This is a genomic window from Kineosporiaceae bacterium SCSIO 59966, from assembly GCA_020881835.1.
GTDB lineage: Bacteria > Actinomycetota > Actinomycetes > Actinomycetales > SCSIO-59966 > SCSIO-59966.
This window is the reverse complement of record CP052876.1, coordinates 669,634-695,790: the sequence shown is the minus strand read 5'-3', so window position 1 is coordinate 695,790 and position 26,157 is coordinate 669,634. Positions and strand designations below refer to the sequence as shown.

The following is a 26,157-nucleotide window of genomic DNA, read 5'->3' as shown; positions in this document are numbered from 1 at the left end:
TCACGGCTGCCGCCGGCGCAGCCCGACGAGGAAGCCGGCCCCCCAGCTCAGGTGCATGGTGGCCAGCACGACGGGCAGCCAGGCCCGGGCCCGCGCCGGGAGCCCGCGGCCCTCGACGGCGGTGGCGCCGAGCACGGTGACGGCGTACCCGGCGGGCATGACCAGCCCGAGCCGGGCCCCGCGCCGTCCGGTCAGCCCGCCGGCCACGCCGGCCGCCGTGCCGACGGCGACGAGCGCGGTCGTCACCGGCGGGGTGAGGTAGCGCAGGTTGGCGGTGTCGGGGTAGCGGGTCATGACCTGCCGCCGCCACTGCCCGGTGCGGAAGAACTGCTCGGCCAGCGCGCGCACCGACGACCGCGGCCGGTAGGTGACCCGCAGCTCGGGGGTGAACCACACGGTGCCGCCGGCCTGCCGGATGCGGTGGTTGAGCTCCCAGTCCTGCGCGCGGACGAACGACTCGTCGAACCCGCCGAGCCGCTCGAGCACCTCCCGGCGAAACACGCCGAGGTAGACCGACTCGACCGGCCCTTCCTGGCCGCCGACGTGGAACCGCGCCCCGCCGATACCGATCGGGCTGCTCATCGCCACCGCGACGGCCTGCTCGAAGGGGGTGGTGCCCTCCGGGGCCATGATCCCACCGACGTTGTCGGCGCCGGTCCGCTGGAGCACCTCGACGGCGGTGCGCACGTAGCCGGGCGGCAGCAGCCCGTGCCCGTCGACCCGGACGACGACGGGCTGGGTGGTCGCGGCGATGGCGGCGTTGAGGGCGGCCGGGGTCCGCCCGGTCGGGTTGTCGACGACCCGCACGTGCTCGGTCTCGGCGCAGATCTCCTCGGCGATGGCGCGGGTCCGGTCCCGGGAGGGGCCGACGGCGAGGACGACCTCGAGCTCGCCGGGGTACTCCTGGGCGAGGATCTGGGCCACCGCCCCGCGCAGGTGCCGCTCCTCGTTGCGGACCGGGACGACGACCGACACCCCCGGCCACGGCGCGGTGGCGCGTTCGTCAGACCTGAGCCGGGACATATCAGGCCGTCACGCTAGTGGAGTCCGGCGCCGTGGCACCGGTGGGGATCGCCGGCGGCAGCCGCAGGCCGGACCAGGTGTCGGTCGCGCTGCGCAGGAAGTGCTCGTCGGCGGCGGCCCAGGTGTGGTCCGTGCCCCGGTACAGGCAGTAGCCGAGGCCGTGAGTCGAGTGGATCAGCCCGCCGGCGGCGCGGACCGCCGCCAGCAGGAACCGGTCGACGGCCCGGGGCACCCGCGCCCACCCGCCGACCTCGGCGAGCGCGTCCCGGCGGATGCACAGGGTGCCGCCGGCGACCCGCTGGGTGTACCGGATCCGGCCGGTGCTGCGGCGCCGGACGGTGAGGTCCCGGCCCTGCAGGTAGGTGAAGTACTCCTTGGCCCCGACGACGGTCGCCCCGGAGTAGCCCATCGCCAGCACCTGGTCGGTGAGGTGGTCCGGGCCGTACCAGTCGTCGTCGTCCATCTTCGAGACGAACCGGCCGGAGCACCGCTCGGTGCCGGCCTGCAGCGCGTCACCGAACAGCACGTCGCCGCCGACCTCCAGGACGACGTGCGGGCGGTCGAAGACGGCCAGCGCCGCCGCGGCGTCCGGGTGCTGCCGGGTGAACCCGTGCAGGACGACGACGACCTCGACCTCGGGCCACGTCTGCGCAGCCACCTGGCGCAGCGCCCACCCGAGCCGGTCCGGCCGCCGGGTGGCCAGGAGCACGCTGACGGTCGGGGGGCGAGCGGCGGGCAGCCCGAGGCGGTGGCCGTGCCGCTCCCAGGCGGCTGCGACGGTGAGGGTCTGCAGCGCCTCACGCCGGACCGTGACGGACCACGCCTCCCGGGCGAGCAGGTCGCCGGGGTCGCTGAGAGTGGTCAGGTGGCGGGCGACCGGGCCGAGCAGCCGCCGGGTCGCGGCGGGCAGGCCGGGGGCCACGACCGGGACGCCGGCGACGAGCAGGTGGGCGACGATGACGGCGAGGTGGACCGGTCCGCCGGCGCCCTCGGCGTCCGCGACGACGTGGGTGTAGGGCCGCAGCGCGTCGACGTCCGCCTCCCCGATCCCGGCGACCGGGTCGAGGCGGGAGACGACGGTGCCCGCCGCGTCGACGGCCAGCGAGGCGTGCGGGCCGGTGGCGCGCCGGCGGACGAGCCGGAGCGCGGCGCCGTCCGGGTCGGCCTGGAATCCCAGCGGGGACACCGTGGCCGCGTCGACCGGCGGCAGCTGCCAGCGGTCGCTCACCGGCTCCGGGCGGCGGTGCAGGGCGATCTCCTGCCAGGTGGGCGGGGCGGCGGACCACGAGGGGGTGCCGCGGGTGTCCAGCCAGGGCAGGCCGGGCCGGGGGGCGTCGCCGGCGACGACGTCGAGGACGGGGACGTCGAGGGCAGGGACGTCGAGGGCGGGCGGGCCGTCCGGCTCCTGGGCCGCGTCCTGGCCTCCGAGCAGCGTGCTGCGGGCGGTCCCGGCGACCCACGGCAGCGCGGAGGGCGAGGTGACCCCGATCCGCAGCGGCGCGGGTGCGGACCCGACCCCGCGCTCACCCGGGCCGCTGAGCAGCAGGTGGACGAGCGTGTGGACCGGGACGGTGGTGCGGCTGCGCATCTCTGCCACGGCCCCGCCGGCTCCGCCGCGAACCAGCCGGACGTCGCCGCGGCCGAGCAGGGAGCCGGCCAGGGCGGGGGGGATGCTCAGCAGCTCGGGGACCGACGTGGCGGTGACGGTGACGACGAGCCGCCGGACCCGGCCCAGGCGGCGCAGCAGCGGCAGGCTCCGCCGCAGCTCGGCGACCGACGGGACCGCGAGTACGAGCCACCGGTGGTCTTCGGTGAGGGCGTCGTCGGTGGCGGCGAGCAGGTCGGCGCGCTCGCGCCGGAGCCACTGGTCCACCGGCAGCCCGGCCAGGTCCCGCACGGCCGCGACGTCGTCCGTGCCGAGCAGGATGAGCAGGTCGTTCAGGACCCGCCCCCACTCTCCAGCCGGCGCAGCTGGGACCGGAGCTCCTCGTGCCGCTCGACGGCGTCGAGGCGGTCGGCGCCGAGCAGGTCGATGACCGACTGGACGACCTCCTGCCGCTCGTCGGCGGCCACCCGCCGCTCGAGGGCGTCCATCGCGGAGCGGGTGCTGCGGGCGTGGGCGTCGGCGCGGGCGGCGAGCCGGTCCTCGGCGGCCTTGACGGCAGCGAGCACGGTGCGTTCGGTGCGCCGGCGCTGCCGGGCCGCAGCCGCCAGGCCGTTGCGCAGCACGAGGATCGCGGCGAGCACCGCGGCCTGCAGCACGGCGAGCAGGACGAGGGCCACCCACCACCACTCGAGCAGGGCGGCGACGGCGACGCCGAGGACGAGCACCGCCGCCGGGGCGAGCAGGGCGAGCTGGCGTGGGGACAGCAGCTGCCTCACCTGGTGACCTCCTCGACGCCGGTGTCGACGCGTCCCTCGTAGAGCCGGTACAGCCTGGCCCGGCTGGTCCGGTCCAGCCAGCTGACCGTACCGGGGTTGACGACGAGCTCCTCGACCAGACGCGCCCGGCTGTCGGCGGTGTACCAGCGGCGGAACCACTCGTACCCGGCGCGGGAGAGCTCGGCCTGCCGGTCGGGGTCAGCGAGCAGGTCGCGCAGGGCCGCGCCGAGGTCCTCCCCGGCCCGGACGACGACGCCGGGGGCCTCGTCGTCCGCGGGCTCGGTGTGCCGGTAGGTGACCTGGGGGACGCCGGTGGCGGCGTACTGCACGACCCGGCTGGGGGTGACGAACTCGCCGAGCCCGGCCAGCTGCGGGAAGTCGTGCCGGCTGCCGGCGTAGTCGGCGAACCGCTGCGGGATGTTCACCCCGATCCGGGTTCGGGCGAGCAGGTCGGCGACCTCGGCGTCGCTGCTGAGCACCCCGGCGTGCAGGCCGGCGGGGTCCTCGGCGACCTTGCCGAAGATCCGCACCGGCAGGCCGGTGGCGGCGAGCACGTCGTAGCGGTGCCGTTTGACGCCGGTGTGGGTGTTGCCGAGGAACACGACGTCGTGCTCGGCCGCCGGGCCCGCCCACCGCCGCGGGAACACCCGCGGGTCGGCGAAGAACGGCATGGTCACGCCGAGGTGGCCGTCGGCCTCGTACAGCGCGAGGGTCTCCTCCCCGCCGGTGTGCAAGGTGACGTCGTACAGGCCGGCCATCTCCCGGGTGCTCTCGGCGAACAGCACCGGGTCGTCGGAGAACCAGGCCAGCAGCCGGACGCCGCGGGCCCGCAACCGCTCGGTCTGCTCCGGTCGCAGGGCCGCGGGGCGGAAGGTGAGGACGGCGTCGGGGCGGGCGTCCAGGACGGTGTCGACGACGGCGTGCAGGGCGGCCCGGTCCTGCGGGGTGCGGGGCATCTTCGTGCCGTGCCAGACCCGGCCGGTGCGCAGCACCTCGTGGCCCCGCTCGCGCAGCGCCCGGTCCAGGGCGTCGGGCACGTGCTCCTCGAGCAGGCCGTCGAACAGCACGATCCGCAGACCGGTGCGCCGCCGGTGCCCCGGCCCGGACCCGACGGTCCACGCCGGCACGGTCGCGGGCCCCTCCCAACGCACCGGCGCGGGCCGGGCCGGCGCCGGCGGGGTGGCGGCGATCCGGTCGGCGACCCCGGCGAGCGCGGCGGCGGCGTCCTGCTCGAGTCGGGTGACCGTCTCCCGGGTGGCGGCGGGCAGCCGCTGCTCGGCGGCGGCGGTGGCCAGGGCGGCGGCGAGGACCTCCGGCGGGTCGTCGAGGTCCACAAGGAGGTGGCCGCGGTCGAGCTGGTCGAGGTGGTGGCGGACCTTGTCGTCGTAGCCGAGGGCGACGACCGGGACGCCGGCCCGGTGCCCGAGCAGCGCGGCGTGCAGCCGCATCGCGACGAGCAGCCGGCAGGCGGCCAGGTCGGCGACGAGCTGTCCGGCGTCGGCGCTGCGGCCGAGCACCTCGGTGGGGGCGCGCAGGCCGGCGAGCACCCGGCGCAGCAGGTCCCGGTCGGCCGCCATCATCGGCACCCCGACGACCCGGGCGCCGAGCCGGTCGGCGAGGTCGTCGAGCAGCCGGGGCAGGGCGTCCAGGGCGGCTCCGCGGCGGGGCCACTCGCGCAGGCTGACGGCGATCACGGGCCGGTCGCCGGCGGTGACCTGCGGCCGCGGGGCGGGCAACGGGTCGGGCAGGGACAGCCCGTAGACGACGTCCGGGGCGACGGTGACCGGGGGGCGGCGGCCGCCGTGGTCGGGCAGGGACTCCAGCAGCGCCCGGGACGGCTCGTCCCGCACGGTGACGGTGTCGGCGTGCCCGGCGAGGTGGGCGACGACCGCGGCGGCGTCCGGGTCGCGCAGCGGGCCGACGCCCATGCCGACGACGTCGTAGCGGGCGCCGAGCATGACGCCCATGAGCGGCAGCGCCGCCTGCCCGGACGGTGACCCCTTGGCGCCGGTGAAGGTCCCGGCCAGGCCGCCGTTGAGCGCGAACCCGTGGTCGTGCCAGAGTCCCCCGCCGCCGTGGACGACGGCGGTCGAACGGCGGGCGACGGCCTCGGCGGCGACCGTGTCGGTGCGGCGGAACGCGGCCAGCCCGTGCTGGGCGAGCACCCGGCGCGGATCGCTCGCGGCGACTTCGACGAGCACGTCCGGCACCCGCTGCTCGAGCGCGCCGGCGACCGCCTCGAGGATGAGGTCGTCGCCGGTGTTCGCGGCCCCGTACCAGCCGCTGACGGCGACCACCCGCGGTGGGCCCGGTTCCGGCCGGTCGTCCCGGCCCAGCCCGGCGAGCCGCTGCGTGACCCGGTGCTCCAGCAGCCCGGCGCCGGCGGCGCGGCGGACCCGCTCCGCCCGGCCGGCGGGGTCCACGTCCACCGCGGGGAGCGGCTCGTCGTCGGGGCCCCAGCGGACGACGTGGCAGCCGCGGGCCGCGGCGGTGCTCAGGACCTGGGCGTGCTCGGCACTCCCCGAGCCGCCGGCCGGGGTGAGGTCGAGGACGACGGGCGCGGCGTCCAGTGCCTGGAGCAGGGCCAGCCCGCGCGGCGCGCCGGAGGCGGCGAGGTCCAGCAGGCGCACGCTGCGGCGGCCGCGGACGAGCGCGTCGAGGCCGGTGGCGTGCCGGGGAGCCGGTGGGCCGCTGGTCACAGCCAGCACGTCGGCTCCCGCGGCCGGGTCGGGGGGGACGTCGGCGACGAGGACCTCCCAGGCGGCGCCGGCTCCCAGGAGGTCGGTGAGGTCGACGACGGTGGCGCCGGACAGGTCGCTCGCCGGGTCGGTGGCTGGGTCGGTGGCTGGGTCGGTGGCCGGCCCGTCGCCGGCGAGCACCAGGACGTCGGGCCCCCACCGGCGCAGCAGCGGGCCGCGGTGGTCGGTCGGGTCGAGGTGGACGACGTGGTGCCCGAGCGTGCGGACGGCGCGGACGAGCTGGGCGCCGGGGCCGGTGCCCCCGCCGGCGAGCCGGGTGACGACGACGACCCGCAGCCGGCGGGGTGCCTGCGGCGGGGTCCGGCGCAGCTCGGCGCGCACGCCAGTTGTGTCGGCGGTGTCGCTCACCGGACCTCCACGACGTCCGGGACCTGCCCCGGCAGCAGCGGGCCGGTGAGGCGGCCTGCTGGTGGGGCGGTGACGGCGAACTCGAACCGGTCGGTGGAGTAGGTGCCGACGCGCGCGCGGCGGCAGGCCTCCAGCAGCCCGCCGGCGTCCGCAGCATCGATGCCAGCGGCCGCTGACCACACCTGCTGAGCCACATCACGGCGCAGGACCAGGGATCCCGGGTGCACCCGGTCGGTGTAGCGGTGCTCGAGGTGGGGGTCGACGAGGACGACGCCGCCGCGGCGCGGGTCGTGGACGTAGTGGGCGCCCTTGCCGACGAGGTCGGCGTCGGTGAACGTGTACGCCTGCAGCAGGTCGGACAGGTACGCGGGGCCGTAGTGGTGCCCGGCGGACAGGACGGCGAGCACGTCGCCGTCCGCGGCGGGCAGGGCGGCGGCGACGGCGGCCCCCGCTCCGGGGCGGTCGGCGGCTGCCACGACGACGTCCGGCAGGCCGGCGCGCCGGGCCCGGCCGGTCAGGTCGGCGGCGTCGAGGCCGGGACCGGTGAGGACGACCTGCAGGTCCCGCAGGTCCTGGCGGGCGACCGCGGCGAGCAGGTCGTCGACCGAGTCGCCGGGCTGGACCGGGACGACGACGGTGGCGGTGGTCCTCGTCGAGGGAGCGGGCAGGCCGACGGCGCGCAGCACGGTGTCGACGCGGTGGCCGTAGGTGTGCTCGGCCAGCACGAGCCGGCGAGCGCGGTGGGCGGCGCGGTCACGCGACTCGGGGTCGTGCAGGTAGCGGGTGAGGACGTCGGTGGTCTCCTGCGGGGTGCGCACGACGGCGACCCGGTCCCCGAGGATGGTCTCGATGCCGTTAGACCAGCCGGAGACGACGGGGGTGGCGCACGCGGACAGCTCGAAGACCCGGCGGGCGCACGTGCTGGGCGACTCGACGACGGAGTTGACGTTGAGGAACACCTTGTAGGCCTTGTACGCGTCCAGCATCCGCTCGTACGGCAGCGACCCGACGACGTGCGGGGCGTACCGGTCGGGGAACTGGTAGCGCTCGTCGTCCCCCTGCATCCGGGAGTAGATGTGCAGGCCGAAGGCGGTGGCGGGCTCGAGCACGGTGGCCATCTGCTCGCGGCGCACCGGGTGCTTCTCGGCGAAGAACGTGCCGGCGAAGACGACGTCGTGCTCGCGGGCCCGCTCGGGCAGGACGGGGTTGTGCACGAGGGGCTGGGCGGCGAACGGCAGCACACCGACCCGGTCGTGGCCGAGGTCGGCGCGGTAGGCGGGCAGCCGGTCGGCGTCGACGGTGAACACCCAGTCGAACAGCCGGGCAGTGTCGATGAACCGGTCGTAGTTCGGCGGGTCCTCCTTGTTCCAGAACACCGTCGGGACGCCGCGGTCGCGGCACCAGGCGACGAGGTCACGCAGCGGCTCGCGCGGGGCGTCGGCGGCGGTCATCGTGTACCGCCACTTGCCCCGGTTGCCCTGCCAGGCGGACTCGACGAACAGCAGGTCGGGCGGGTCGCCGGCCAGGCGGTCGTGCCAGTTGCCCTTGTTGAAGGTGATCTGCTGCCACTCCGGGGCGAACGCGGTCTCGGAGAACGGGTCGAGGATGACGGCGACTCGCAGGTCGGGCCGGCGCACCGGCAGCTCGGCGCGCCGCACGACGGGGATGTCGGGCATCTGCGCCGGGCGGTGCGCGTCCACCAGTGCCGGCGCCGCCGTCGCCGCCCTGCCGCCCAGCAAGCGGCGCAGGGAGGGCAGGGCGGTCACCCCTTGAGCAGCTGGCGCGCCATGACGAGCCGCTGGATCTGGTTGGTCCCCTCGTAGATCTGGGTGATCTTCGCGTCACGCATCATCCGCTCGACCGGGTAGTCCCGGGTGTACCCGTACCCGCCGAACAGCTGGACGGCGTCCGTCGTCACCCGCATCGCGACGTCCGAGGCGTAGGCCTTGGCGGCGGCACCGAAGAACGACAGGTCCGGGTCGTTGCGCTCGCTCTTCGCCGCGGCCGCGTAGACCATCTGCCGGGCGCTCTCGACCGCCATCGCCATGTCGGCGAGCATGAACTGCACGCCCTGGAACTCGGCGATGGGCTTGCCGAACTGGCGGCGCTCCTTGACGTAGGAGACGGTGGCGTCCAGGGCGCCCTGGGCGATGCCGAGGGCCTGGGCGCCGATGGTGACCCGGGTGTGGTCGAGGGTCCGCAGCGCGATCTTCAGGCCCTGGCCGACGTCGCCGACGCGGCGGTCGTCGCCGATCCGGACCTTGTCGAAGAGCAGCTCGCGGGTCGGGGAGCCCTTGATGCCCATCTTGCGCTCGGGCTCGGCCATCGTGAAGCCGGGATCGTCGCGGTGCAGGACGAACGCGGTGACGTTGCCGCCGCGCGGGCCGTCGGGGTCGGTGACGGCCATGACCGTGTAGTACTCGCTGACGCCGGCGTTGGTGATCCACGACTTCTGCCCGGAGATCACCCACTCGTCGCCGTCGGCGACCGCGCGGGTGCGCATCGACGCGGTGTCCGAGCCGGCCTCCCGCTCGGACAGGCCGTAGGAGAACATCGCCTCCCCGGACGCGACCGGCGGCAGGTACCGCTTGAGCACGTCCTCGGAGGCGGCGAGCAGCAGCGGCATCGTGCCGAGCTTGTTGACCGCGGGGATGAGCGAGCTCGACGCGCAGACCCGGGCGACCTCCTCGATGACCAGGCAGGTGGCCAGCGCGTCGGCGCCGGCCCCGCCGTACTCCTCGGGGATGTGCGGGGCGTGGAAGTCGCTGGCCCGCAACGCGTCGTAGGAGGCCTGGGGGAACTCGCCGGTCTCGTCCACGTGCGCGGCGTGCGGGGCCACCTTGTCCTCGGCGACGGCGCGCACCGCCTCGCGCAGCGCCTCGTGGTCGTCACTGAGCCGGAAGAGGTCGAAGTCGCTCACGGCTCTCACCGTACTCGGAGCCCCGGACGTCGACCGGAGAGGCCGGGCCGGGTTCTCGCCGGCCGTCAGGCGTGTGTCAGTATCTGCGTGTGCACGCAGACAAAGGACCAGGTAGCGAGCTGGACCCGGCGCTCGTCAGCGAGACCGTGCTGACCCTGCAGATGCTGGCCGACGAGACCCGGCTGCGGCTGCTGTGGGCGCTGCTCGACGCGGAGCTCTCCGTGGGCGACCTGGCCCGCATCGTCGGCAAACCGGCCCCCGCGGTGTCCCAGCACCTCGCCCGGTTGCGGCTGGCGCGCGTCGTCGCCACCCGCCGCGAGGGGACGTTCGTCTACTACCGGATCGAGAACGACCACATCGCCCAGCTGGTCGTGGACGCGGTGCGCCACGCCGAGCACGGCGGCCCGGGCGTCCCGGCCCACCACGCCGAGGAGCTCCCCCGATGACCGACGACCACGACGTCCACGACCACGACGTCCAGGAGCACGACCACGGCCACGACCACGTCCACGACCACGGCACCGGACTGCTGGCCCGGGTCAGGCACGCCCTGGTCCCCCACGCCCACGACGCGAACGACGCGATCCTGACCGCCGAGGAGTCGGCGCGCGACGGCATCCGGACGGCGTGGATCGGCCTGGCCGGGATGATGGCCACCGCACTGGCGCAGGTGGTCATCGTGGCCGTCTCGGGGTCGATCGCGCTGCTGGCCGACACGATCCACAACCTCGGCCACGCCGCGACGACGATCCCGCTGATCATCGCCTTCCGGCTCGGGCGGCGTCGCCCGACGAGCAGGTACCCGTACGGCTACCGCCGCGCCGAGGACCTCGTCGGCCTGTTCATCTCGCTGGTCATCATCGCCACCATCGTGCTCATCGTCTGGGAGTCGATCGACGCCCTGATCAACCCGCGCGAGGTCACGAACCTGGGCTGGGTGCTCGCCGCCGGCGTCGTCGGCTTCGCCGGCAACGAGGCGGTGGCGGTCTACCGGATCCGCACCGGCCGGCGGATCGGGTCGGCAGCGCTCATCGCCGAGGGCCAGCACGCCCGCGCCGACGGGTACACCTCGATCGCCGTCGTCCTCGGCGCGCTCGGGGTGATGGCGGGCTTCGAGCGCGCCGACGCCATCGCCGGCCTGCTCATCGCGGTCGCCATCGCCGCCATCCTCGTCAACTCGCTCGTCATCATCGTCCGGCGGCTCATGGACGGCGTCGACCCCGAGGTGCTGGACCGGATGCGGCGGGCGGCGCAGTCCGTGCCCGGCGTCGTCCTCGTCGGCGAGGTGCGCGCCCGCTGGGCCGGGCACCGGATGGAGGGCGACGCGGAGATCGGCGTGGACGCCGGCCTGAGCCTCACCGAGGCGCACGACGTGGCCGAGCGGGTGCAGCACGAGCTGTTGCACGCGGCGGGGAACCTCGACCGGGTGGTCGTGCACGTCCACCCGACGGTGGACGCCGCGGTGCCCGAGGGCCTGCACGAGCTGTCCGGCCACCACGCGTCGAAGCAGGCGCGTGAGGAGTACCGGGCGCGCCTGGCCACGACTGCCTCGGCGGACAGGCCGTAGCCGAACGCGGACGACGACGTCAGCGGCGTCCTCGGCCGGTCGCCGTGATCGCGGGCGCCGCGATGGCCGTACCCGCGACGGCGAGCGCCCAGCCGAGCGGCAGCACGAGGACCAGGGCGGCGACACCGAGCGGCGCCGCAAACGACGCGCCTGCCCGGTAGAGGCCGACGGCCGCCATGGCGTCCCCGCGCTCGTTCGGCGCAACAGCCTCCGCCGCGGCGGCCGGGCCGAGGGTCTGCAGCGCGCCCATGCCGAGTCCCGAGGCGACGAGCGCCGCCCCGGCCAGCGCGGGGACAGGGACGCCGATCGCAAACACCGCGAGGCCGAGGCCGGTGACGGCGATGCCGAACGCGGTGCCGGGGAGGAGCCGGCGGCTCGGCACGAACCGGGAGAACCAGCCGGCGGCGATGGTCGCCGCGTTCGCGGCTCCGACGGTGGCGCCGACGAACGTCGACGACGAGCCCGCCTGGGCGAGCAGGACGGGGACGTAGGCGCTCATGACGCCCTGCCAGCCGCCGGCCGCCGCCGAGCCCCACGACCCGGCTCGCACCTCCCGGCGGCGGGACACCGCAGTGGTCCCGCGGGTCTGCGCGGCGGCCGAGAAGACCGGCAGTCGCGCCATCAGCGCCACCGGCAGCAGTCCCACAGCGGCGGCGGCGGCCGCCAGCGCCATCGCCGCGGACGCCGAGATCTCCAGCAGCAGCCCGGCGAGCGGGGGACCCGCGACGAGGCCGACGCCGGAGGCCAGGTTCACCGCGGCGAGGCCCCGGGCGGCGGTCGCTCCGGTTCGCACGGCATGGGTCTGCACCCCGGTCCAGAAGAATCCGCGCGCGGCGCCCTGGAGCAGCTGCGAGGCGACGATGGTCGGCAGGCTGAGCGGCAGCAGCAGCACGGCGGCACCGACGGCCATGAGCACCGCCGCAGCCCCGACGAGGTCCTTGTCGGCCACGCGGCGCAGCACCGCCCCGATCCGGGAACCGGACCGCCATCTGGGTGACGGCGGAGACGGCGATGAGGACGCCGACGGACGCCGTGCTGTAGCCGGCGCCGACGATGAGCAGGGGGACCGCGACGGACGCCACGGACAGAGCGAGGGCGAACGCCGCTACCGCGCCGGCGGGCCCCCACCACGGCTCGCGGCCCGGTGTGACGCCGGCGTCCGCCTCCATCCGGCAGAGCGTCCCAGGTCGCGCCAGGACGCAGCACGCCGACCCTCTCACCCCTCCCCCGTAGCCTTGCCGCCATGCCCCTGGTCATGCCCGTCTACGGCACCCGCCCCGAGGCGATCAAGATGGCCCCGGTGGTCCGGGCGGCGCGCGAGCACCCGCGGCTCGACGTCCACGTGACCGTGACCGGGCAGCACCGGGAGATGCTCGACCAGGTCAACGAGCTGTTCGGGATCGTCCCGGACGACGACCTCGACGTGATCACCCCGCGGCAGTCGCTCGCCGCGGTGACCACCCGCACCCTAGAGCGGCTGACCGCGGTCCTCGAGCGGGTCCGGCCGGACGCGGTCGTCGTCCAGGGGGACACGACGACGTCGACGGCCGCGGCGCTGGCCGCGTTCTACCAGCGGATCCCGGTCGTGCACGTCGAGGCCGGGCTGCGCACCGACGACGTGTACTCCCCGTTCCCCGAGGAGATGAACCGGCGGCTCACCACCCGGCTGGCCGCGCTGCACCTGGCGCCGACCCCGGCGAGCCGGGAGAACCTGCTGCGCGAGGCGGTCCCGGCCGGTGACATCACGGTCACCGGGAACACGGTGATCGACGCGCTGCTGGAGACCGTGGGCCGGCGGGTGCCGTTCACGGACCCGGCGCTCAAGGCGTTGGACAGTCCGGACGGCGGCCGCGGCCGGCCGCTGGTGCTCGTCACCACCCACCGGCGCGAGTCGTGGGGCGAGCCGATGGCGGCGGTCGCCCGGGCCTTGGCCCGGCTCGCGGTGGCGCACCCGGAGGCGGTGTTCGTCCTGCCGGCGCACCGTAACCCGGTCGTCCGGGAGGTCGTGCTGCCTCCGCTGGCGGGCCTGGGCAACGTGGTGGTCACGGAGCCGCTGCCGTACGGGGAGTTCGCGCACCTGATGTCCCGTGCCCGGGTGGTGCTGTCGGACTCCGGCGGGGTGCAGGAGGAGGCGCCGAGCCTCGGCGTGCCGGTGCTCGTGCTGCGGGACAACACCGAACGGCCAGAGGCCGTGGACGCCGGCACCGTCCGGCTGATCGGGACGGCCGAGGACGTCGTCGTCGCCGAGGTCGACCGGCTGCTCACCGACGACGCCGCCCACGCGGCGATGGCCGAGGCGGTCAACCCCTACGGAGACGGCCGGGCCGCGGCCCGCTGCGTCGCCGCGATCGGTGAGCTGCTCGGAGTGGACGAGCGGCTCCCGGAGTTCGAGCCGCAGAGACGGGGCAAGCCTCACGAGGCGGAGTCCATCCGGACGTAGCGGGGCCAGCCGATACCGGTCTCAGAACGGCGGCGGCCCGGTGTACTCGCGCGGGTCGGGATCGATCCGGGTGAACCGGCGTGGCGGTTCAGGGTTGAAGTCCCAGGACTCGCCGGGCTTGAGGCGGGCCACGCGGCGGGCAACCCACTCGGACAGCGTGGCGGGCTCGGGCTGGTCGGTGTCGTCATCGGGCTGCCCGGCGGCGGGCTCGGGCTGCCCGGCGTCGTGCTCGGGCTGCCCGGCGTCGTGCTCGGGGGCGGGGTCGGGGTCGACGGGGAACCCGCAGGCTCGGGCCAGGCGGCGGAACTCGTCGGCCGCGGTGTCAACCCGGGCCAGGTACTGCGACAGGCGGCCGGGGTCGCCGCACAGGTCGAGCGTCTGGTCGGTCGGGTGTCCGGCGACTCGGGGGATGGCGGGTTCGGGGGCCCGGCGCAGGACGTGCCCGGTCGGCATCCGCCAGGTGGTCCACCCGGTGGCGGTGCGCCAGACCGCCGCGGCGGACTCGTGCTTGAGGCGGTGGTGGCGGCGGCACAGGAGCTGCAGGTTGCACGGGCAGGTGGGGCCCTGCGGCCACCGCACGATGTGGTCGATGTCGCACAGGGCGCCGCGGCGGCGGCAACCGGGGGCCCGGCAGGTTCGGTCCCGCAGCTGGATGAGAGTGGCGATGGTGCGCCGCGGCCGGTACCGACCCGGGTCCGGGTGCACGGGGGCAACCCCGGCACCGGGCCAGCGGCGTCCGACGGCGCCGAGAGGGGACCTGGCCATGGCGCAGTCCCGCTCGCGGGGTTTGCCGATGAACGACTCACCCGCCGCAGGCGAGAGGTCACCCTCTCGGGTCACTGCGCGGGCGCCGCCACGCGGGGCACCGCCGTCCGGGGCACCCTCACGGGGTGGGTCCTCACCAGGGGCACCCTCATCGGGCGGACTGTCACCGGATGGATTGCCGCTGTGTGGGCCGTCGTCGGGCGGGCCGTTGTCGGGCGGGTTGTCGCCGGGTGGACCGTCATCGGGTGGGCTGTCATCTGGTGGGAGGCCGGGGTAGGTGTGGCCGTCCAGGCCGATGACGGTGCCAGTGAACGGGTCAGTGAGCAGCCGGCGCAAGGTGGCGTCCTCGGCGATCCGCCGGACCACCGCGGCGGGCAGCGGGCCGTAGCCGTCCAGGTACGCGGGGTCCTCCCGCAGCCCGAGCAGCGCCGCCAGGGTGCAGGTCACCAGCAGCTGAGGGCGCCACTGCCCTGAGGGCGCCGGCGGTGGGGCGTCCTCCAGCAGCTGGCGGGCCCAGTCGGTCAGCAGGTCGAAACGGATCGCGTCGATACCGCGGACCTCACCAGCCGCAGCGGCCTGCTCGTCGCGGATCTTCTCCGCGGCGTGGGACAGGCCCCGGAACATGGTCAGCACGTCGACGGCGGGGCCCTCGGCGACCAGCCGGGCCATCCCGTCGTCCAGGGGGGTGACGCCCACCCGCCGCCGCCGCCGACCCGCCTCGGCCCGCCGGGCCGCCGCCGCGGCGTCGATCGTGGCCACCTCCGCGGCGATCCGGGCCCGCAGCTCCGCGGTGGTCAGGACCGCGGCACCGTAGGCCGGCCGACTGGCACCGGCCGGGTCCTCACCCAGCCCCTCGCCGTCCTCGCCGTCCGCATCGTCGGTGGGATCGGTGGGGGTGGGGTCGACCGACAGGGCCTCGTCCAGAGCCAGGGCGACTGGCTCGTCGAGCTCGGCCGCGGCGGCGGCCACGATCCGGGCCCGCGGGTCGTCGAGGTCACCGCAGGCCAGTGCGTCCAGGGTGCTGGGCAGGCGGGTGGACAAGGTGCGGGCCTCGCTGACCCGGGCCGACGCCGTCCACGCCGTCCACCGCATCCGGGCGGCGAGTTCCTCGGTGGAGAAGCACCGGACCCCGTCAGGTCCGCGGCGGGTGAACTCCACGATCGCAGCCGCCTGGCGGGCCCGCAGGCCCGAGATCGCCCGCTCGGTCGCCGCGACCAGCTCCAGCACCGCCCCGTCATCCAGGTCCGCCGGGTCCAGGTGGGCCAGCGCCGCATCCAGCTCCGGGCCGGGCCGCAGACCGGCGAGATACCGGCCCCACCCGCCGTCCGGCACACCCGGCGCGGCCAGTCCGACCTCCGCCGGCACGACCCGGCCATCCGGCAGCCGGCGCGGTACCTGGCCTGGCTCCTCGGGGGCCGCCGACTCACCCCCCGACGGGGCGGAGCCCACGTCGGCATCCGCACCGCCGTCCGGGTGGGCATCCGGGTCGACGTGCCGGTAGGCGTGCGGGTCGAGCAGGGACAGTGCCGCCGCCGCCGCCAGGACCGCGGCGAACCGGTCCTCCACCACCGACGACCCGGCCACGACACCCTCCCTTCACCGCACTCGAACTAGTGTTCGAAACAGTAGATGACGGCACCGACACCCCGCCACCCCAGCTCGCACCCCTGTGGACAAGCACGGGTGCCGGAATTGCATGATCACGAAGCGGGTCGGGCGGGTGGCGGGATTGCATGATCACGAAAGGGGCGGTGGAGAGACCGGCTGGAGCCCTACGTAGGGACCCAGGAACCGGAGCTCAGCTCACAACGTCAGCACCAGACGGTTCCCTGTCCTGGCCCAAGCGCGGTGCTGAGGAGTCACATGCGTCAGGCGGCTCGTTGGCAGACGACCCGATGCGAGCCACCTCCATCTGCCACCACGGAGTCTCGACGAATCCACGTTTGACCGTGAGCAGCTCTAGAGAGGCCGTCCATCCGGTGACGCCTGGGAGCCCGGCAAGAACGTCCGTGATGAACGTGTACAGCTGCTCAGCGTGACGGGTAATGACCTCAGCCACGAGACCGTTGGTTCCTAGCGTCAACGCTAGGTAGCGCACCTCCGGACGACGCGCCAGCTCACCGGCTACCTCCGTGAGCTGGGCGGGCTCGACGTCGACCCTGAGTTGAACCTCGGCCTCGAACCCGAGCGCCGTCGCCTGGACGAGCGTGACCACGTGTGCCCACTGTCGTGACAGCAGCCTCTCAAAGCGCCGCCGCACGGTGCTCTCGTTCATGCCGACCTTCTTGGCAACATCTGAGAAGCTGGCTCGGGCGTCGACTTGCAGGCTGTCAAGAATGGCGGCGTCTGCCTCCTCCAGCCGAACTTCGGCGTACTCCTTCGTCGTCGCGGTCGGTTCGGCGGGCTCCAGGCCCAGCAGTTCCCGGGCCCAGTCGTGACTGACCTTGTAGACGTGAAGGATCAGTTCTCCACTGACCCCCTCCACACCGGGGATCGCCTGGATCTCCTGAACGAGCGCGTGATAGCTGCCCGGGCGCCGCGGCACCATTGCTTCCGCAATGATGTCGTACTGACCAGTCAGCAGAGTGACGAAACGGATGTCGGGGCGTTCCGCAATGCGTCTGGCTACGGTCAGGGCCATCACAGGGCCGCACCGGAGCCGGAGGAAGTAGAACTCATGAGAGTCGCTCGCCTCGGCCCCCCGCATGACCGCGACTTTGACAACCCCGTCATTCACGAGCTGTTGGACCCGCCGAGCGACGGTGGGACCGGTCGTGCCGCAGAGCTCGGCGATCGTGGACCAGCTAGCCCTTCCATCGATCTGGAGTGCGGCGACGATCTTGCGATCCAGGTCGTCGAGGGTGTGATGCGACGGACCGGTCGTGGTCATGCTGGTTGCTGTGCCTCCACCTCGGCGAGGAAGGACCTCACGGTGTCCGTCCAGAGCTCGGCCTCCTCGATCTGCGGCGAGTGGCCCGACTTCTCAAAGACGACGAGCCGGGAGTTGGGTATGAGGTCGGCGATCGTCTCACTGCACGAGACCGGGGTGATCCAGTCAGTACGCCCCACGGTGATAAGTGTTGGGCAGGTCAGTGAAGGCAGCTTGTCCTTGACATCGTAGTTGTGGATGTTGTGAGCAAACGCGTAGTTGTGCGTCTCGTATCGGTAGGGCGTCGTAGCCACCCTTTCCTCGACCTTGGCGGGGTCATAGTTGTAGTCATAGAGCGGAAGGATCTCGCGCCAGCACTCCCGCAGGTCGTCGTTATCGCGGACGCGTCCGTTGTCAATCCGGTCCAGCTTCTCTACATCGACCTGCACGCGACTCGACTTCAGTGCGTTCTCCCGTGACAACTTCTCATGCTCGTGGTCGGGAGAGGTGTCCCGCAGCACCATGGCACGCACCCGCTCGGGGTAGCGGATGGCGTACTCCATCGCGATGAAACCGCCGTATGAGCCACCCGCGACGATGATCTGCTCCGCGCCGATCCACTGACGGAGCCCCTCGACGTCAGAGGCCCACTGATCGTGCGTGAAGGGCGGCTTGCCTTCGGACTCCCCGGATCCGCGAGCGTCGAAGACCAGGACGCGATAGGTGTCGGCTAGGCGGCCAAAGCTCTCCCTCGGCTCCGCCCGAGAGCCCAGCCCTGGTGCTCCGTGGAGGGCTATCAGCACCGGGGCGTCCGGGGGGCCGAGAACCTCCACTGCGAGCTGGTTGCCATTGATCTCGACGAACACTTCGAACTCCTGTCACTAGTGATTCGGACTCGACCGAGTGAAGTCGCCTACGCTGGAATAACGCAGTGCTCAAGGGAACGCGGGTAGGAAGTCAGAGGCTCGGCGCCGTCCTCGGTGACGAGCATGCTGTCGGAGATGCGGTAGCCAGCGTGACCAGGAACGTAGATGCCGGGTTCGTTAGAGACCACCATGCCGGCGGCGAGAAGCGTGGCGTCGCCAGCCTCGAGCCACGGCGGCTCATGCATGCCGAGGCCGATACCGTGGCCCTGCCGGTGCAAGACGTACTTGTCAACCCCGGCAGCGGCGAGTTCAGCCTGACAGGCGGCATTGGCGTCACAGCACGCCACGCCAGGCGCGATCGCCTTTGCACCCACAGCCTGCGCCCGGCGCACAGCTTCGTGATACCGGCGCTGTTCAGGGCTGGGTTCACCAATGACGAACGTGCGTTCGCACTCGACATAGCGACCACCGACCGCGCAACCGAGGGAGAGCAGGAACGTGTCACCAATGCGCAGACGGTATCCAGAGGGAAGCCCATGCGGGTAGGAGGAGTTCTCGCCACCATAGACAAGGCCACCAGCGAGCAGGCTGGTGACGACGACGTCCTCGTGCTCGTCGTACATGATCCCCGTGCCCACCCGTCCAACGAGAGCGGCGAGCTCAGCCTCGGTGGGGAGCTGGCCATGCTCCGTCAGGGCGTCGCGGACCGCGGCGACCCCGGTCTCGACCATGATGTCGCTGATCCGGGCCGCCTCCCGATGGAGGACGACCTCCTCCGGCCGCTTGATGTAGCGGGCTTCCATCACGGCATCGGTCGGGACGATCGTCCGGTCGAACGCTTCTCGGACCATCTCTAGACGCAGGTACGACATCGTTCGTGGATGCCCGATCCGGCCACCCCGCATACGGCGATCGAGGGCTACAAAAGGGTTGGTGGTGCCGGGGTACTCGGCGTACTCGACGATCTCGGCCAGCGCGTGCTGCGACCGGGCGTAGGCAGCCTCCAGACGGGGTACGAGAAGGAGTGCGAGGCCGTCAACCGGCAGCCACACGGCCACTGGGCGCTCGGTTGCGTGGTGGAAGAAGCCGGTGAGGTAGGCGACGTCGTCTGGGTCATCGGACAGGATGCCGTCGAGACCCAGTTCGGCGGCACGCGCACGTACGGAGTCCTGGATCTCCGTCAAGACTACGGAGGTCAGACGCTGGCGGAAGGAAGTCGTCACGAACGTGCTCCTCGCCGTGGGTTGCGGGCGTCGTTGTATGCAGTGGCCAGCAGAGTGGCGGACAGCACCAGTGCCAAGATCCCCAAGGAGGGGAAGAACGTGAGCCACCAGGCGCTCGACATCGCGCCCGACAGCTGCGCCTCGTAGAGGATGCGACCCCACGACCAGGTGTTCGGGTCCCCTAGTCCCAAGAACGCGAGACCGGCGGCCGACAACACCGCTCGGGACGCGGTGAGGACGACCGACACCGCGATCACTGGTGTCACAGCTGGCAAGATGTGCCGGCCGATGATCCACCACGGCGACGTCGTCATGAGCCGTGAGGCGTCAACGTAGGGCAGGTTGACCACGGTGAGGGCCTGGGACCGGACGACACGGGCGACCTCTGGCCAAGAGAACGCTGCGATCACGATGATGATCGTCGTCGTGCTCGGCCCGACCAGGGCGGCGACAAGGATCATGAGGGGGAGCACCGGAAGCGACAGCATGAGGTCAATCACCGTGCTCAGCAGCGCGTCCAGGCGCCGGAAGTACGCTGCCAGTACGGCCACCAGCGCGCCGATGACGATTGCCAGAGCCGACGCTGCCGCCGCCACGAGCAGGCTCTGCCGTGTTCCCCAGACGACCTGGGCGAGCACGTCCCGGCCCAGCGCATCAGTGCCGAAGGGGTGTGCTGCAGACGGCCGCGCGAGCTGGTCTGAGCCGTAGCCGGACGGATACTCAGCCAACAAGGGCGCGATCACCGCGACCACCACGAGAGCAACCATGACGCCGAGGGCCAACATGCCGAGCGGCTGGCGGCGAAAAGCCACCCATGTCGCGCGCCGGGCCGTGGGCTGATCGGTAGCAACGGGCTCGGCAGACGGCAACGGGTTCGTCGCATCAGGCCCAGTCGGGCCCGCAGAGTTCGTCGTGGCACTCATGAAGTCTTCACCCGGGGGTCAAGGAAGCCGTAGATGATGTCGGTGACCATGTTGGCCACCACCACAGTCACGGCCAGAAGGAGGAAGGAGCCCTGAAGAACCGGGAAGTCAAGTTGGATGACCGCCTCGTAGATCCCCCGGCCGAGCCCCGGGTAGGCGAACACCGTCTCGGTGAGTACGGCACCACCCACCAACGTCCCAAGCTGGAGGCCGATGAGCGTGGTCGCGGGCAGCAGCGCATTGCGCAGAGCATGCTTCCATAGCACGCGCCGGTACGGCAGACCATTGGCGCGAGCGAGGGTGCAGTAGTCCTCGCCCAGTGCATCGAGAAGTGTGGCTCGCATGGTAAGGACATAACTGCCCAGCTGTATGAGGACCAGCGAGAGACATGGGAGAACAGCGTGGTACAGAACGTTGCCGTACCACGCGGTTCCATAAATTCCGCGGTCGTACGCCCCGCCGATCGGGAACCAGCCGAGCCAGAGTCCGAATACAAAGAGCAGAAAGACCCCGACACTCGGGATGAACAAGGACTGAGCGGTGACGCCCACCATCTGCACGAGACGGTCGAACGTGCCTCCGGCTCGGGACGCCGCCAGGACGCCCAAAGGTATTCCGATGATCACGGTGAGCCCGAGGGCACCGCCGGCGAGCAGCAGAGTCCAGGGCAACCGCGCCAAGAGAACGTCGATCACCGGGATCGACTGCGTGAACGACACACCAAGGTTGCCCTGAAGGAGTTCGCCGAGGTAGACGATGTACTGAACGCCCAGCGGCTGGTCGAGCTGATACTGCTCAAGGAGGGCGGCCCTCTGGGCCTCGGTCATGTTCGGGCTCTGGATTGCCAGGGTCGGGTCCCCTGGCAGGAGCCGGAGCAGGAGGAAGGTGACCGTCACGGCGAACCAAACCGTGAGGACGCCCCGTCCTACGCGCCGGAGCACGAACGTGGTGAGAGTCATGAAGGCCGCCCCCCTGGTTTCAGCCCACTCGTGTGGCGCTGGCCAACGAGGTCGGGTTGACGATGGAGAGCAGTTCGCTCGGCTGGACGATGAAGTTGGTCCACTCGTCGCTGTGGGCGATGTAGAGGTTCTGGGTGTACATGATGTTGTCGTACACCTGCTCCCGAACGATCCGCGCCGCCTCTTGGACGAGCGGCAGCTGCTCGTCGAACTCCGGCACCACCCGCGCCTGGTTGATGAGCTCGCTCAGCTCAGGATCGTCGACGTGGGTGTAGTTGATAAAACCATCCGGAAGGTACGTGAGCGACATGTTGACCCGCGGGTCCTCCATGATTGCGAAGGTTCCGGCGTAGATGTCGTAGTCGCCCTCCTGGGTCTTCGCGAGGTACGTGTTGCGCTCATACCCTTCGAGCTCGATGGTGATACCGGCTTCGGCGGCACCGTCGCGCACGAGGTTGGCCCACTGGGAGACGATCGGGTCCTGCAGCGAGTAGAGCAGGGAGAACGTCAGCCCGTACGTGCCATCAGAGCCTGCGGTGTACCCCGCCTCCTCGAGGAGCGAGCGAGAGAGCTCCGGGTCGTACTCGTACTCCTCCAGCTCCTCGTACCAGTCGGCGAGAACGGGCATGATCGGGCTCGACCCGGTTGAGACGGCCTGGCCATGGAGAACGACCTCGCGGATGGCCTCGTAGTCCACTGCGTGGGCGAGCGCCTGCCGGACGAGGACGTCGTCGAGGGGCTCTCGGTCCATGTTGTAGAGCATGTGCGCGTAGCCGAGCCCCGGAATCTCTTCCACGGTGATGCCGTCGGCGTCCTGCAGCTCAGCGACCTGAGCCGGTGGGAGGGCGTTGGCAATGAGATCGATGTCGCCGTTCTGCAGGGCGAGGATCTCAGTGTTGACGTCCGGGTACACCCGGAAGACGATCTCATCCGGTCCGGGTCGCCCCGCCTCGACGAGCGGGTAGTTCTCGACCGCCTCGAGGACATAGTCCTGACCCCGCTGGACCTCGGTGAGAACGTATGGACCCGCACTCACCCAGTCGGAGTCGTTAGCGAACTCGGCGACGGACGGGGCGCTCCCAAAGACATGCTCGGGAACGATGTTCGCCCAGAAGCCCACACCCTCGACGAACGAGGAGTCGGGTTCGGTCAGGTGGACCTCGACACGAGTGTCCGAGACGGCCTCGGCCCGGTCGAGGTAGCCGAGCTGGCCGACAAGCGTGCCGGAGGGCTGGTCCTCCTTGGTGGCGTTGAGCGTGAAGGCGACGTCTTCCGCCGTGAGAGGCTCGCCGTCGCTCCACGTCATGTCGTCGCGGATCTCCCAGTACCCGGTGACCTCGTCGACCCAGCCCCAGTCGACGGCGAGCGCCGGCTCCTTGGCACCCTGCTCGTTGATGTGCAGCAGCCGGGGGTACATGAGCCCGGTGACCCAGGAATCGGTCCGGGAGTTGCCGATGAGCGGGTTGAAGTTCACCACGTCTGTCGTCGTGGCCACGGTGAGAGTGCCCCCGGAGGTGTCGCCGGCACCCTGCGTGGCGCCGTCGTCGGCGCCGTCGTCCCCCGGACCGGATGGGGCGCAGGCCCCGAGAGCAAGTGCGGTGGCGGCAGCCAGTGCCACCAGCCGTGGCAGCGTAGAGCGCTTCATCGGGCCCAGACCTCCTCGAGGACGCGGATGGTGTTCTGCCCGACGACGAGACGAATCTCGTCGTCGGAGTAGCCGTGCTTGACGAGCCAGCCGATGATGTTGAAGAAGGCCTCGGCCGGGTTCTCGACGCCGTCGACGTAGTCGACCAGTGGGTGGTCCACATGAGAGTGCGCCTGTGCGATCGAAAGGTTGTCCGCGAACGCCTGGTGCAGGCCGACGTGGTCGCCGAAGAGCGTGTCGGGACCGAAGCTCACGTGCTCGATGCCGACGAGCTCGACGCAGTAGGTGAAGTGGTCCATGACCGACTCGAGACTGTGCCGCGGGTGCTCGGGTGACAGCGTGGTGTGCGGGGCGGCCTCGATCCCGATGACTCCGCCGCGCTCGGCGCAGGCGCGGATGACCTCGTCCGGCTTCATCCGGTTGGTCGGCCAGACGGACCGTGCGCCGGCGTGAGTGATGAACACGGGCACCTTCGAGGCTTGGATCGTCTCGAGCGACGTCCGGTCACCGCTGTGCGACACGTCGATCGCGATCCCGAGCTTGTTCATCCGGTCCACGGCCCGCTCACCGAAGTAGGTGAGGCCGCCGTCACCGCGCTCCTTGAGCCCACTTCCCAGCATGTTGGCCTCGGAGTAGGCGATCCCCATCTGGCGCACGCCGAAGCCGTAGAGGACGTCGAGACGGTCCACCTCGTTCTCGATCATCGTCGCAGCCTCGAGCGCGAAGATGTGGGCGATGCGTCCGGTCTCGGCTGCGTGCCGGATGTCGGCGAGCGTCTCGGCCTTGACCACGAAGTCCTGGTGGGCCAGGTCCGCCATGCGGACGCCGAGATCGAAGAGGACGTCCTGGTACTTCCAGCCCGCGTCGGAGCTGATGCAGCAGGTGCCGTCCATGCCGTTGTCGAACACCGCGGTCAGACCCGACCTCGCCAGGCCCAGGTAGCCGGTGGGTTCGCGGCCCTGGCGGATGTGCTCGCGCACCCGTCCCATGTCATCGGGGAAGACCTGCACGTGCTCGTGCAGCGAGATGACAGTCTCCTCGGTGAGCAGGCGCGTCGTGCGCTCCTTCTCGGCCTCGGAGAGCTCGAGGCCGGCGTAGGGGGGCACGCGGCCCAGCTGCTCGGCGTAGCGGAACTCTCGGTAGTCAACGCCGGGTTCCAAGTACTCGTAGGCGGTGTAGCCGGTGTACCGGCCGGCGGGCTTCTCTAGCACGGGTGCGGATCCTCTCCACGGGGTTGTCGGGCGCCAGACCTCTGGGGCGACACCGGACTCTGGCGCGCTCAGGCACCTCTGTCAACTCTCACGTTCAAATTCAGTGATCCGGTGGCCGTAGACGATGGTTTTCGGCGAGCGGCTGTGGCAGTCTTGGGCACATGGAGAACCCGACCGTGGACGCCCAGGTCCTGACCGTACGTGGCCTCTCGGTGACCTTCGGCCAGGGCAGGCACGCCGTCCCGGCTGTCCGCGAGGTGGACTTGGACGTCCAGCGCGGCCAGCTCGTCGCCCTGCTTGGCGAGTCCGGGTCCGGCAAGTCCGCGACCGCGAGGGCGCTCATGGGCCTGGACGAGGGCAACGCGACAGTCACCGCGAGACAGCTCACCCTCAGCGGGACGGACCTGCGAACGGCCACCCAGACGGAGTTGCGCAAGATTCGCGGCGCACGAATGAGCCTCATCCTGCAGGATGCGCTGTCCTCACTGAACCCCGTGCTCTCGATCGGCGACCAGATCGGCGAGGTCATCCGGGTGCACACCAACCAGTCCCGTAAGCAGGCCTCCGCCCACGCGGAGGAGCTGCTGCGGCTGGTGGGCATCCCGGACGCAGCACGCCGGGTCAAGGACTACCCGCACCAGTTCTCGGGGGGGATGCGCCAGCGCATCCTCATCGCCATGGGGATCGCCCTGCAGCCGGAGCTGCTCGTCGCGGACGAACCCACGACCGCCCTCGACGTGACTGTCCAGGCACAGATCCTCGAACTACTCGACCGGCTCCGTCGCGAACTCGGCATGGCCGTGCTGCTGATCACCCACGACCTCGGCGTCGTCGCCGAGGTCGCCGACCACGTCGTCGTCATGTACGCGGGCCGGGTGGTGGAGGAAGCCCCCGCCGAGAAGGTCTTTGCCAACCCGGCCCACCCGTACACGAAGGCGCTGCTGGAGTCGGTGCCACGGCCCCGGCTGCGTGGAGGAAGCCTGCCGGCGATCCCAGGCTCGCCGCCGAGCCCCAACCAGGCGCCACCGGGCTGTCCGTTCCATCCCCGGTGTGCGTACGCCGTCGAGCGCTGCCGCCACGAGCGCCCGGTGCTACGTACCGTGCTGCCCGGTGTCGAGGCGGCGTGCCACCGAAGCGAGGAGGTGCTCCGTGACCGTGTCGCCTGAAACCATGAACGACCTGCAGGCTGGCGAGGGCAGGCAGGAGGTGCTCGTCGGGAGGGACCTGGTCAAGCACTTCCACAGCGGCTCCCCGGCGTCGAGGCGCAAGGTCCACGCCGTCGACGGCGTGAGCCTGTCACTTCGGGCGGGCGAGGTGCTCGGCATCGTCGGGGAGTCTGGGTGCGGCAAGTCCACCCTCGGTCGGATGCTCGTCGGGCTCGAGCGGCCGACGTCAGGGGCGCTGGTCTATCACGGCCGAGACGTGACCCGAGGTCGTCGTCGCGACCGGCAGTGGCTACGCAAGGGCGTCCAGATGATCTTCCAAGACCCGTACACGTCGCTGGACCCGCGAATGACAGTGGCCGACATCATCGCCGAACCGCTCGCCGCCGCCCACGTCGGGACAGCCCGGTCGCGGCGCGAGCGGGTCGTCGAGCTCCTTGAGCTGGTCGGGCTCTCCAAGGACATGCTGCACCGTTATCCGCATCAGTTCTCGGGAGGCCAGCGGCAGCGTCTGGGCATCGCGCGCGCACTGGCGCTCGAGCCGGACGTCCTGGTGTGTGACGAAGCGGTGTCCGCCCTGGACGTCTCCGTCCAGGCCCAGGTTGTCAACCTGCTCAAGGACCTCCAGGCGCGGCTGGGGGTGGCGATGGTCTTCATCGCCCATGACCTCGGAGTCGTGCACCACATCGCCGACCAGGTGGCCGTCATGTACCTGGGGCACATCGTGGAGACAGGAAGCGTCGAGGCGATCTATGCCGCTCCGGCGCATCCGTACACCCAGGCCCTGCTGTCCGCTTCTCCCACGGTCGATCTCAGCAACCGAGGCGTGTTGGGCCGTCGGCGGATTCTGGGCGGGGAACCACCGTCGCCCCTTAACCCGCCCAGCGGATGCCGGTTCCGCACCCGCTGCTGGTTGGCCGAGGAGCGGTGCGCCGAAGAGGTGCCGTTGCTCCGGCGTCCGACGACAGACGCCCACGGTCTTCAGGTGGCGTGCCACTTCGCCGAGCGTGCACAGGTGGAGGCGAACGCCGACGCCAGGTGACGTGTGTCTACCAGGAGGACGGACCCCTACGGCAGGCATGAGGCGAGTCAGC

At 72.0% G+C, this 26,157-nt stretch carries 20 protein-coding genes; 5 read left to right on the top strand and 15 right to left on the bottom strand.

Going from position 1 to position 26,157, the window contains the following annotated elements; genetic code table 11:
- From HJG43_03430 to HJG43_03405, 6 genes are read right to left on the bottom strand one after another with little or no spacing between them, the layout of a single operon-like run.
- Positions 1-1,023, bottom strand: coding sequence for a glycosyltransferase family 2 protein (locus tag HJG43_03430; protein UER53768.1), 1,023 nt, complete (start codon positions 1,021-1,023; stop codon positions 1-3).
- Position 1,024: 1 nt separating this feature from the next.
- Positions 1,025-2,920: a glycosyltransferase family 2 protein gene (locus HJG43_03425; protein ID UER53767.1), complete on the bottom strand. Its 1,896-nt coding sequence runs from the start codon at positions 2,918-2,920 to the stop codon at positions 1,025-1,027.
- 41 nt (positions 2,921-2,961) lie between these two features.
- Positions 2,962-3,405 carry a hypothetical protein gene (locus HJG43_03420; protein UER53766.1) on the bottom strand — a complete coding sequence of 148 codons (444 nt, stop codon included), beginning with the start codon at positions 3,403-3,405 and terminating at the stop codon, positions 2,962-2,964.
- Entirely contained in the window at positions 3,402-6,512 is a 3,111-nt protein-coding gene (locus HJG43_03415; GenBank protein UER53765.1) for a glycosyltransferase, read from the bottom strand. The genes HJG43_03420 and HJG43_03415 overlap by 4 nt, the downstream gene beginning before the upstream one ends.
- Complete coding sequence (locus HJG43_03410) at positions 6,509-8,278, bottom strand: glycosyltransferase (protein UER53764.1); 1,770 nt, start codon at positions 8,276-8,278, stop codon at positions 6,509-6,511. The genes HJG43_03415 and HJG43_03410 overlap by 4 nt, the downstream gene beginning before the upstream one ends.
- Complete coding sequence (locus tag HJG43_03405; protein ID UER53763.1) at positions 8,275-9,432, bottom strand: acyl-CoA dehydrogenase; 1,158 nt, start codon at positions 9,430-9,432, stop codon at positions 8,275-8,277. Before HJG43_03405 ends, HJG43_03410 begins: the two co-directional genes overlap by 4 nt.
- Positions 9,433-9,593: 161 nt before the next feature.
- On the opposite strand from HJG43_03405, the gene HJG43_03400 reads away from it, so the two are divergent.
- Together HJG43_03400 and HJG43_03395 are read left to right on the top strand one after the other, a co-directional pair.
- A complete protein-coding gene (locus HJG43_03400) occupies positions 9,594-9,878 on the top strand; it encodes a helix-turn-helix transcriptional regulator (GenBank protein UER55663.1) in 285 nt (94 codons plus the stop codon).
- Positions 9,875-10,999, top strand: a complete 1,125-nt coding sequence (locus HJG43_03395) for a cation transporter (GenBank protein ID UER53762.1) — start codon at positions 9,875-9,877, stop codon at positions 10,997-10,999. Before HJG43_03400 ends, HJG43_03395 begins: the two co-directional genes overlap by 4 nt.
- Positions 11,000-11,018: 19 nt before the next feature.
- On the opposite strand, the gene HJG43_03390 is transcribed toward HJG43_03395, so the two are convergent.
- Positions 11,019-11,948, bottom strand: coding sequence for an MFS transporter (locus tag HJG43_03390; GenBank protein UER53761.1), 930 nt, complete (start codon positions 11,946-11,948; stop codon positions 11,019-11,021).
- Positions 11,949-12,242: 294 nt separating this feature from the next.
- Here HJG43_03390 and wecB point away from each other — a divergent pair, with 294 nt between their 5' ends.
- Positions 12,243-13,439 (top strand): UDP-N-acetylglucosamine 2-epimerase (non-hydrolyzing), encoded by a 1,197-nt coding sequence (wecB, locus tag HJG43_03385; GenBank protein ID UER53760.1) that lies wholly within the window; start codon positions 12,243-12,245, stop codon positions 13,437-13,439.
- A gap of 21 nt (positions 13,440-13,460) precedes the next feature.
- Here the strand turns inward: wecB and HJG43_03380 are convergent, their stop codons facing one another.
- The 8 genes from HJG43_03380 to HJG43_03345 all read right to left on the bottom strand — a co-directional run bounded on the left by HJG43_03380 (position 13,461) and on the right by HJG43_03345 (position 23,900).
- On the bottom strand, positions 13,461-15,788 hold the full coding sequence (locus tag HJG43_03380; protein ID UER53759.1) for a DUF222 domain-containing protein: 2,328 nt from the start codon (positions 15,786-15,788) through the stop codon (positions 13,461-13,463).
- A 214-nt stretch (positions 15,789-16,002) separates the two neighbouring features.
- The gene (locus tag HJG43_03375) at positions 16,003-17,094 is read right to left on the bottom strand and encodes an Lrp/AsnC family transcriptional regulator (protein UER53758.1); all 1,092 of its coding nucleotides are present in this window, start codon (positions 17,092-17,094) and stop codon (positions 16,003-16,005) included.
- Positions 17,091-17,939 (bottom strand): alpha/beta hydrolase, encoded by an 849-nt coding sequence (locus HJG43_03370; protein UER53757.1) that lies wholly within the window; start codon positions 17,937-17,939, stop codon positions 17,091-17,093. The genes HJG43_03375 and HJG43_03370 overlap by 4 nt, the downstream gene beginning before the upstream one ends.
- A gap of 47 nt (positions 17,940-17,986) precedes the next feature.
- Positions 17,987-19,162, bottom strand: a complete 1,176-nt coding sequence (locus tag HJG43_03365; protein UER53756.1) for an aminopeptidase P family protein — start codon at positions 19,160-19,162, stop codon at positions 17,987-17,989.
- A complete protein-coding gene (locus HJG43_03360; protein ID UER53755.1) occupies positions 19,159-20,085 on the bottom strand; it encodes an ABC transporter permease in 927 nt (308 codons plus the stop codon). Before HJG43_03360 ends, HJG43_03365 begins: the two co-directional genes overlap by 4 nt.
- On the bottom strand, positions 20,082-21,044 hold the full coding sequence (locus HJG43_03355) for an ABC transporter permease (protein ID UER53754.1): 963 nt from the start codon (positions 21,042-21,044) through the stop codon (positions 20,082-20,084). The genes HJG43_03360 and HJG43_03355 overlap by 4 nt, the downstream gene beginning before the upstream one ends.
- Before the next feature lie 19 nt (positions 21,045-21,063).
- Positions 21,064-22,689 carry an ABC transporter substrate-binding protein gene (locus tag HJG43_03350; protein ID UER53753.1) on the bottom strand — a complete coding sequence of 542 codons (1,626 nt, stop codon included), beginning with the start codon at positions 22,687-22,689 and terminating at the stop codon, positions 21,064-21,066.
- Positions 22,686-23,900, bottom strand: a complete 1,215-nt coding sequence (locus HJG43_03345) for a diguanylate cyclase (GenBank protein UER53752.1) — start codon at positions 23,898-23,900, stop codon at positions 22,686-22,688. The genes HJG43_03350 and HJG43_03345 overlap by 4 nt, the downstream gene beginning before the upstream one ends.
- Positions 23,901-24,061: 161 nt before the next feature.
- On the opposite strand from HJG43_03345, the gene HJG43_03340 reads away from it, so the two are divergent.
- Both HJG43_03340 and HJG43_03335 read left to right on the top strand, forming a co-directional pair.
- On the top strand, positions 24,062-25,066 hold the full coding sequence (locus HJG43_03340; GenBank protein UER53751.1) for an ABC transporter ATP-binding protein: 1,005 nt from the start codon (positions 24,062-24,064) through the stop codon (positions 25,064-25,066).
- A 4-nt stretch (positions 25,067-25,070) separates the two neighbouring features.
- Entirely contained in the window at positions 25,071-26,105 is a 1,035-nt protein-coding gene (locus tag HJG43_03335; GenBank protein ID UER55662.1) for an ATP-binding cassette domain-containing protein, read from the top strand.
- Positions 26,106-26,157 lie beyond the last annotated feature (52 nt).

Coding starts and splice junctions, on each gene's coding strand:
- HJG43_03430 (UER53768.1), bottom strand. CDS start 1,023: ATGTCCCGGCTCAGGTCTGACGAACGCGCCACCGCGCCGTGGCCGGGG.
- HJG43_03400 (UER55663.1), top strand. CDS start 9,594: ATGCTGGCCGACGAGACCCGGCTGCGGCTGCTGTGGGCGCTGCTCGAC.
- HJG43_03335 (UER55662.1), top strand. CDS start 25,071: ATGAACGACCTGCAGGCTGGCGAGGGCAGGCAGGAGGTGCTCGTCGGG.
- HJG43_03395 (UER53762.1), top strand. CDS start 9,875: ATGACCGACGACCACGACGTCCACGACCACGACGTCCAGGAGCACGAC.
- HJG43_03360 (UER53755.1), bottom strand. CDS start 20,085: ATGAGTGCCACGACGAACTCTGCGGGCCCGACTGGGCCTGATGCGACG.
- HJG43_03355 (UER53754.1), bottom strand. CDS start 21,044: ATGACTCTCACCACGTTCGTGCTCCGGCGCGTAGGACGGGGCGTCCTC.
- HJG43_03350 (UER53753.1), bottom strand. CDS start 22,689: ATGAAGCGCTCTACGCTGCCACGGCTGGTGGCACTGGCTGCCGCCACC.
- wecB (UER53760.1), top strand. CDS start 12,243: ATGCCCCTGGTCATGCCCGTCTACGGCACCCGCCCCGAGGCGATCAAG.
- HJG43_03340 (UER53751.1), top strand. CDS start 24,062: ATGGAGAACCCGACCGTGGACGCCCAGGTCCTGACCGTACGTGGCCTC.
- HJG43_03375 (UER53758.1), bottom strand. CDS start 17,094: ATGACCACGACCGGTCCGTCGCATCACACCCTCGACGACCTGGATCGC.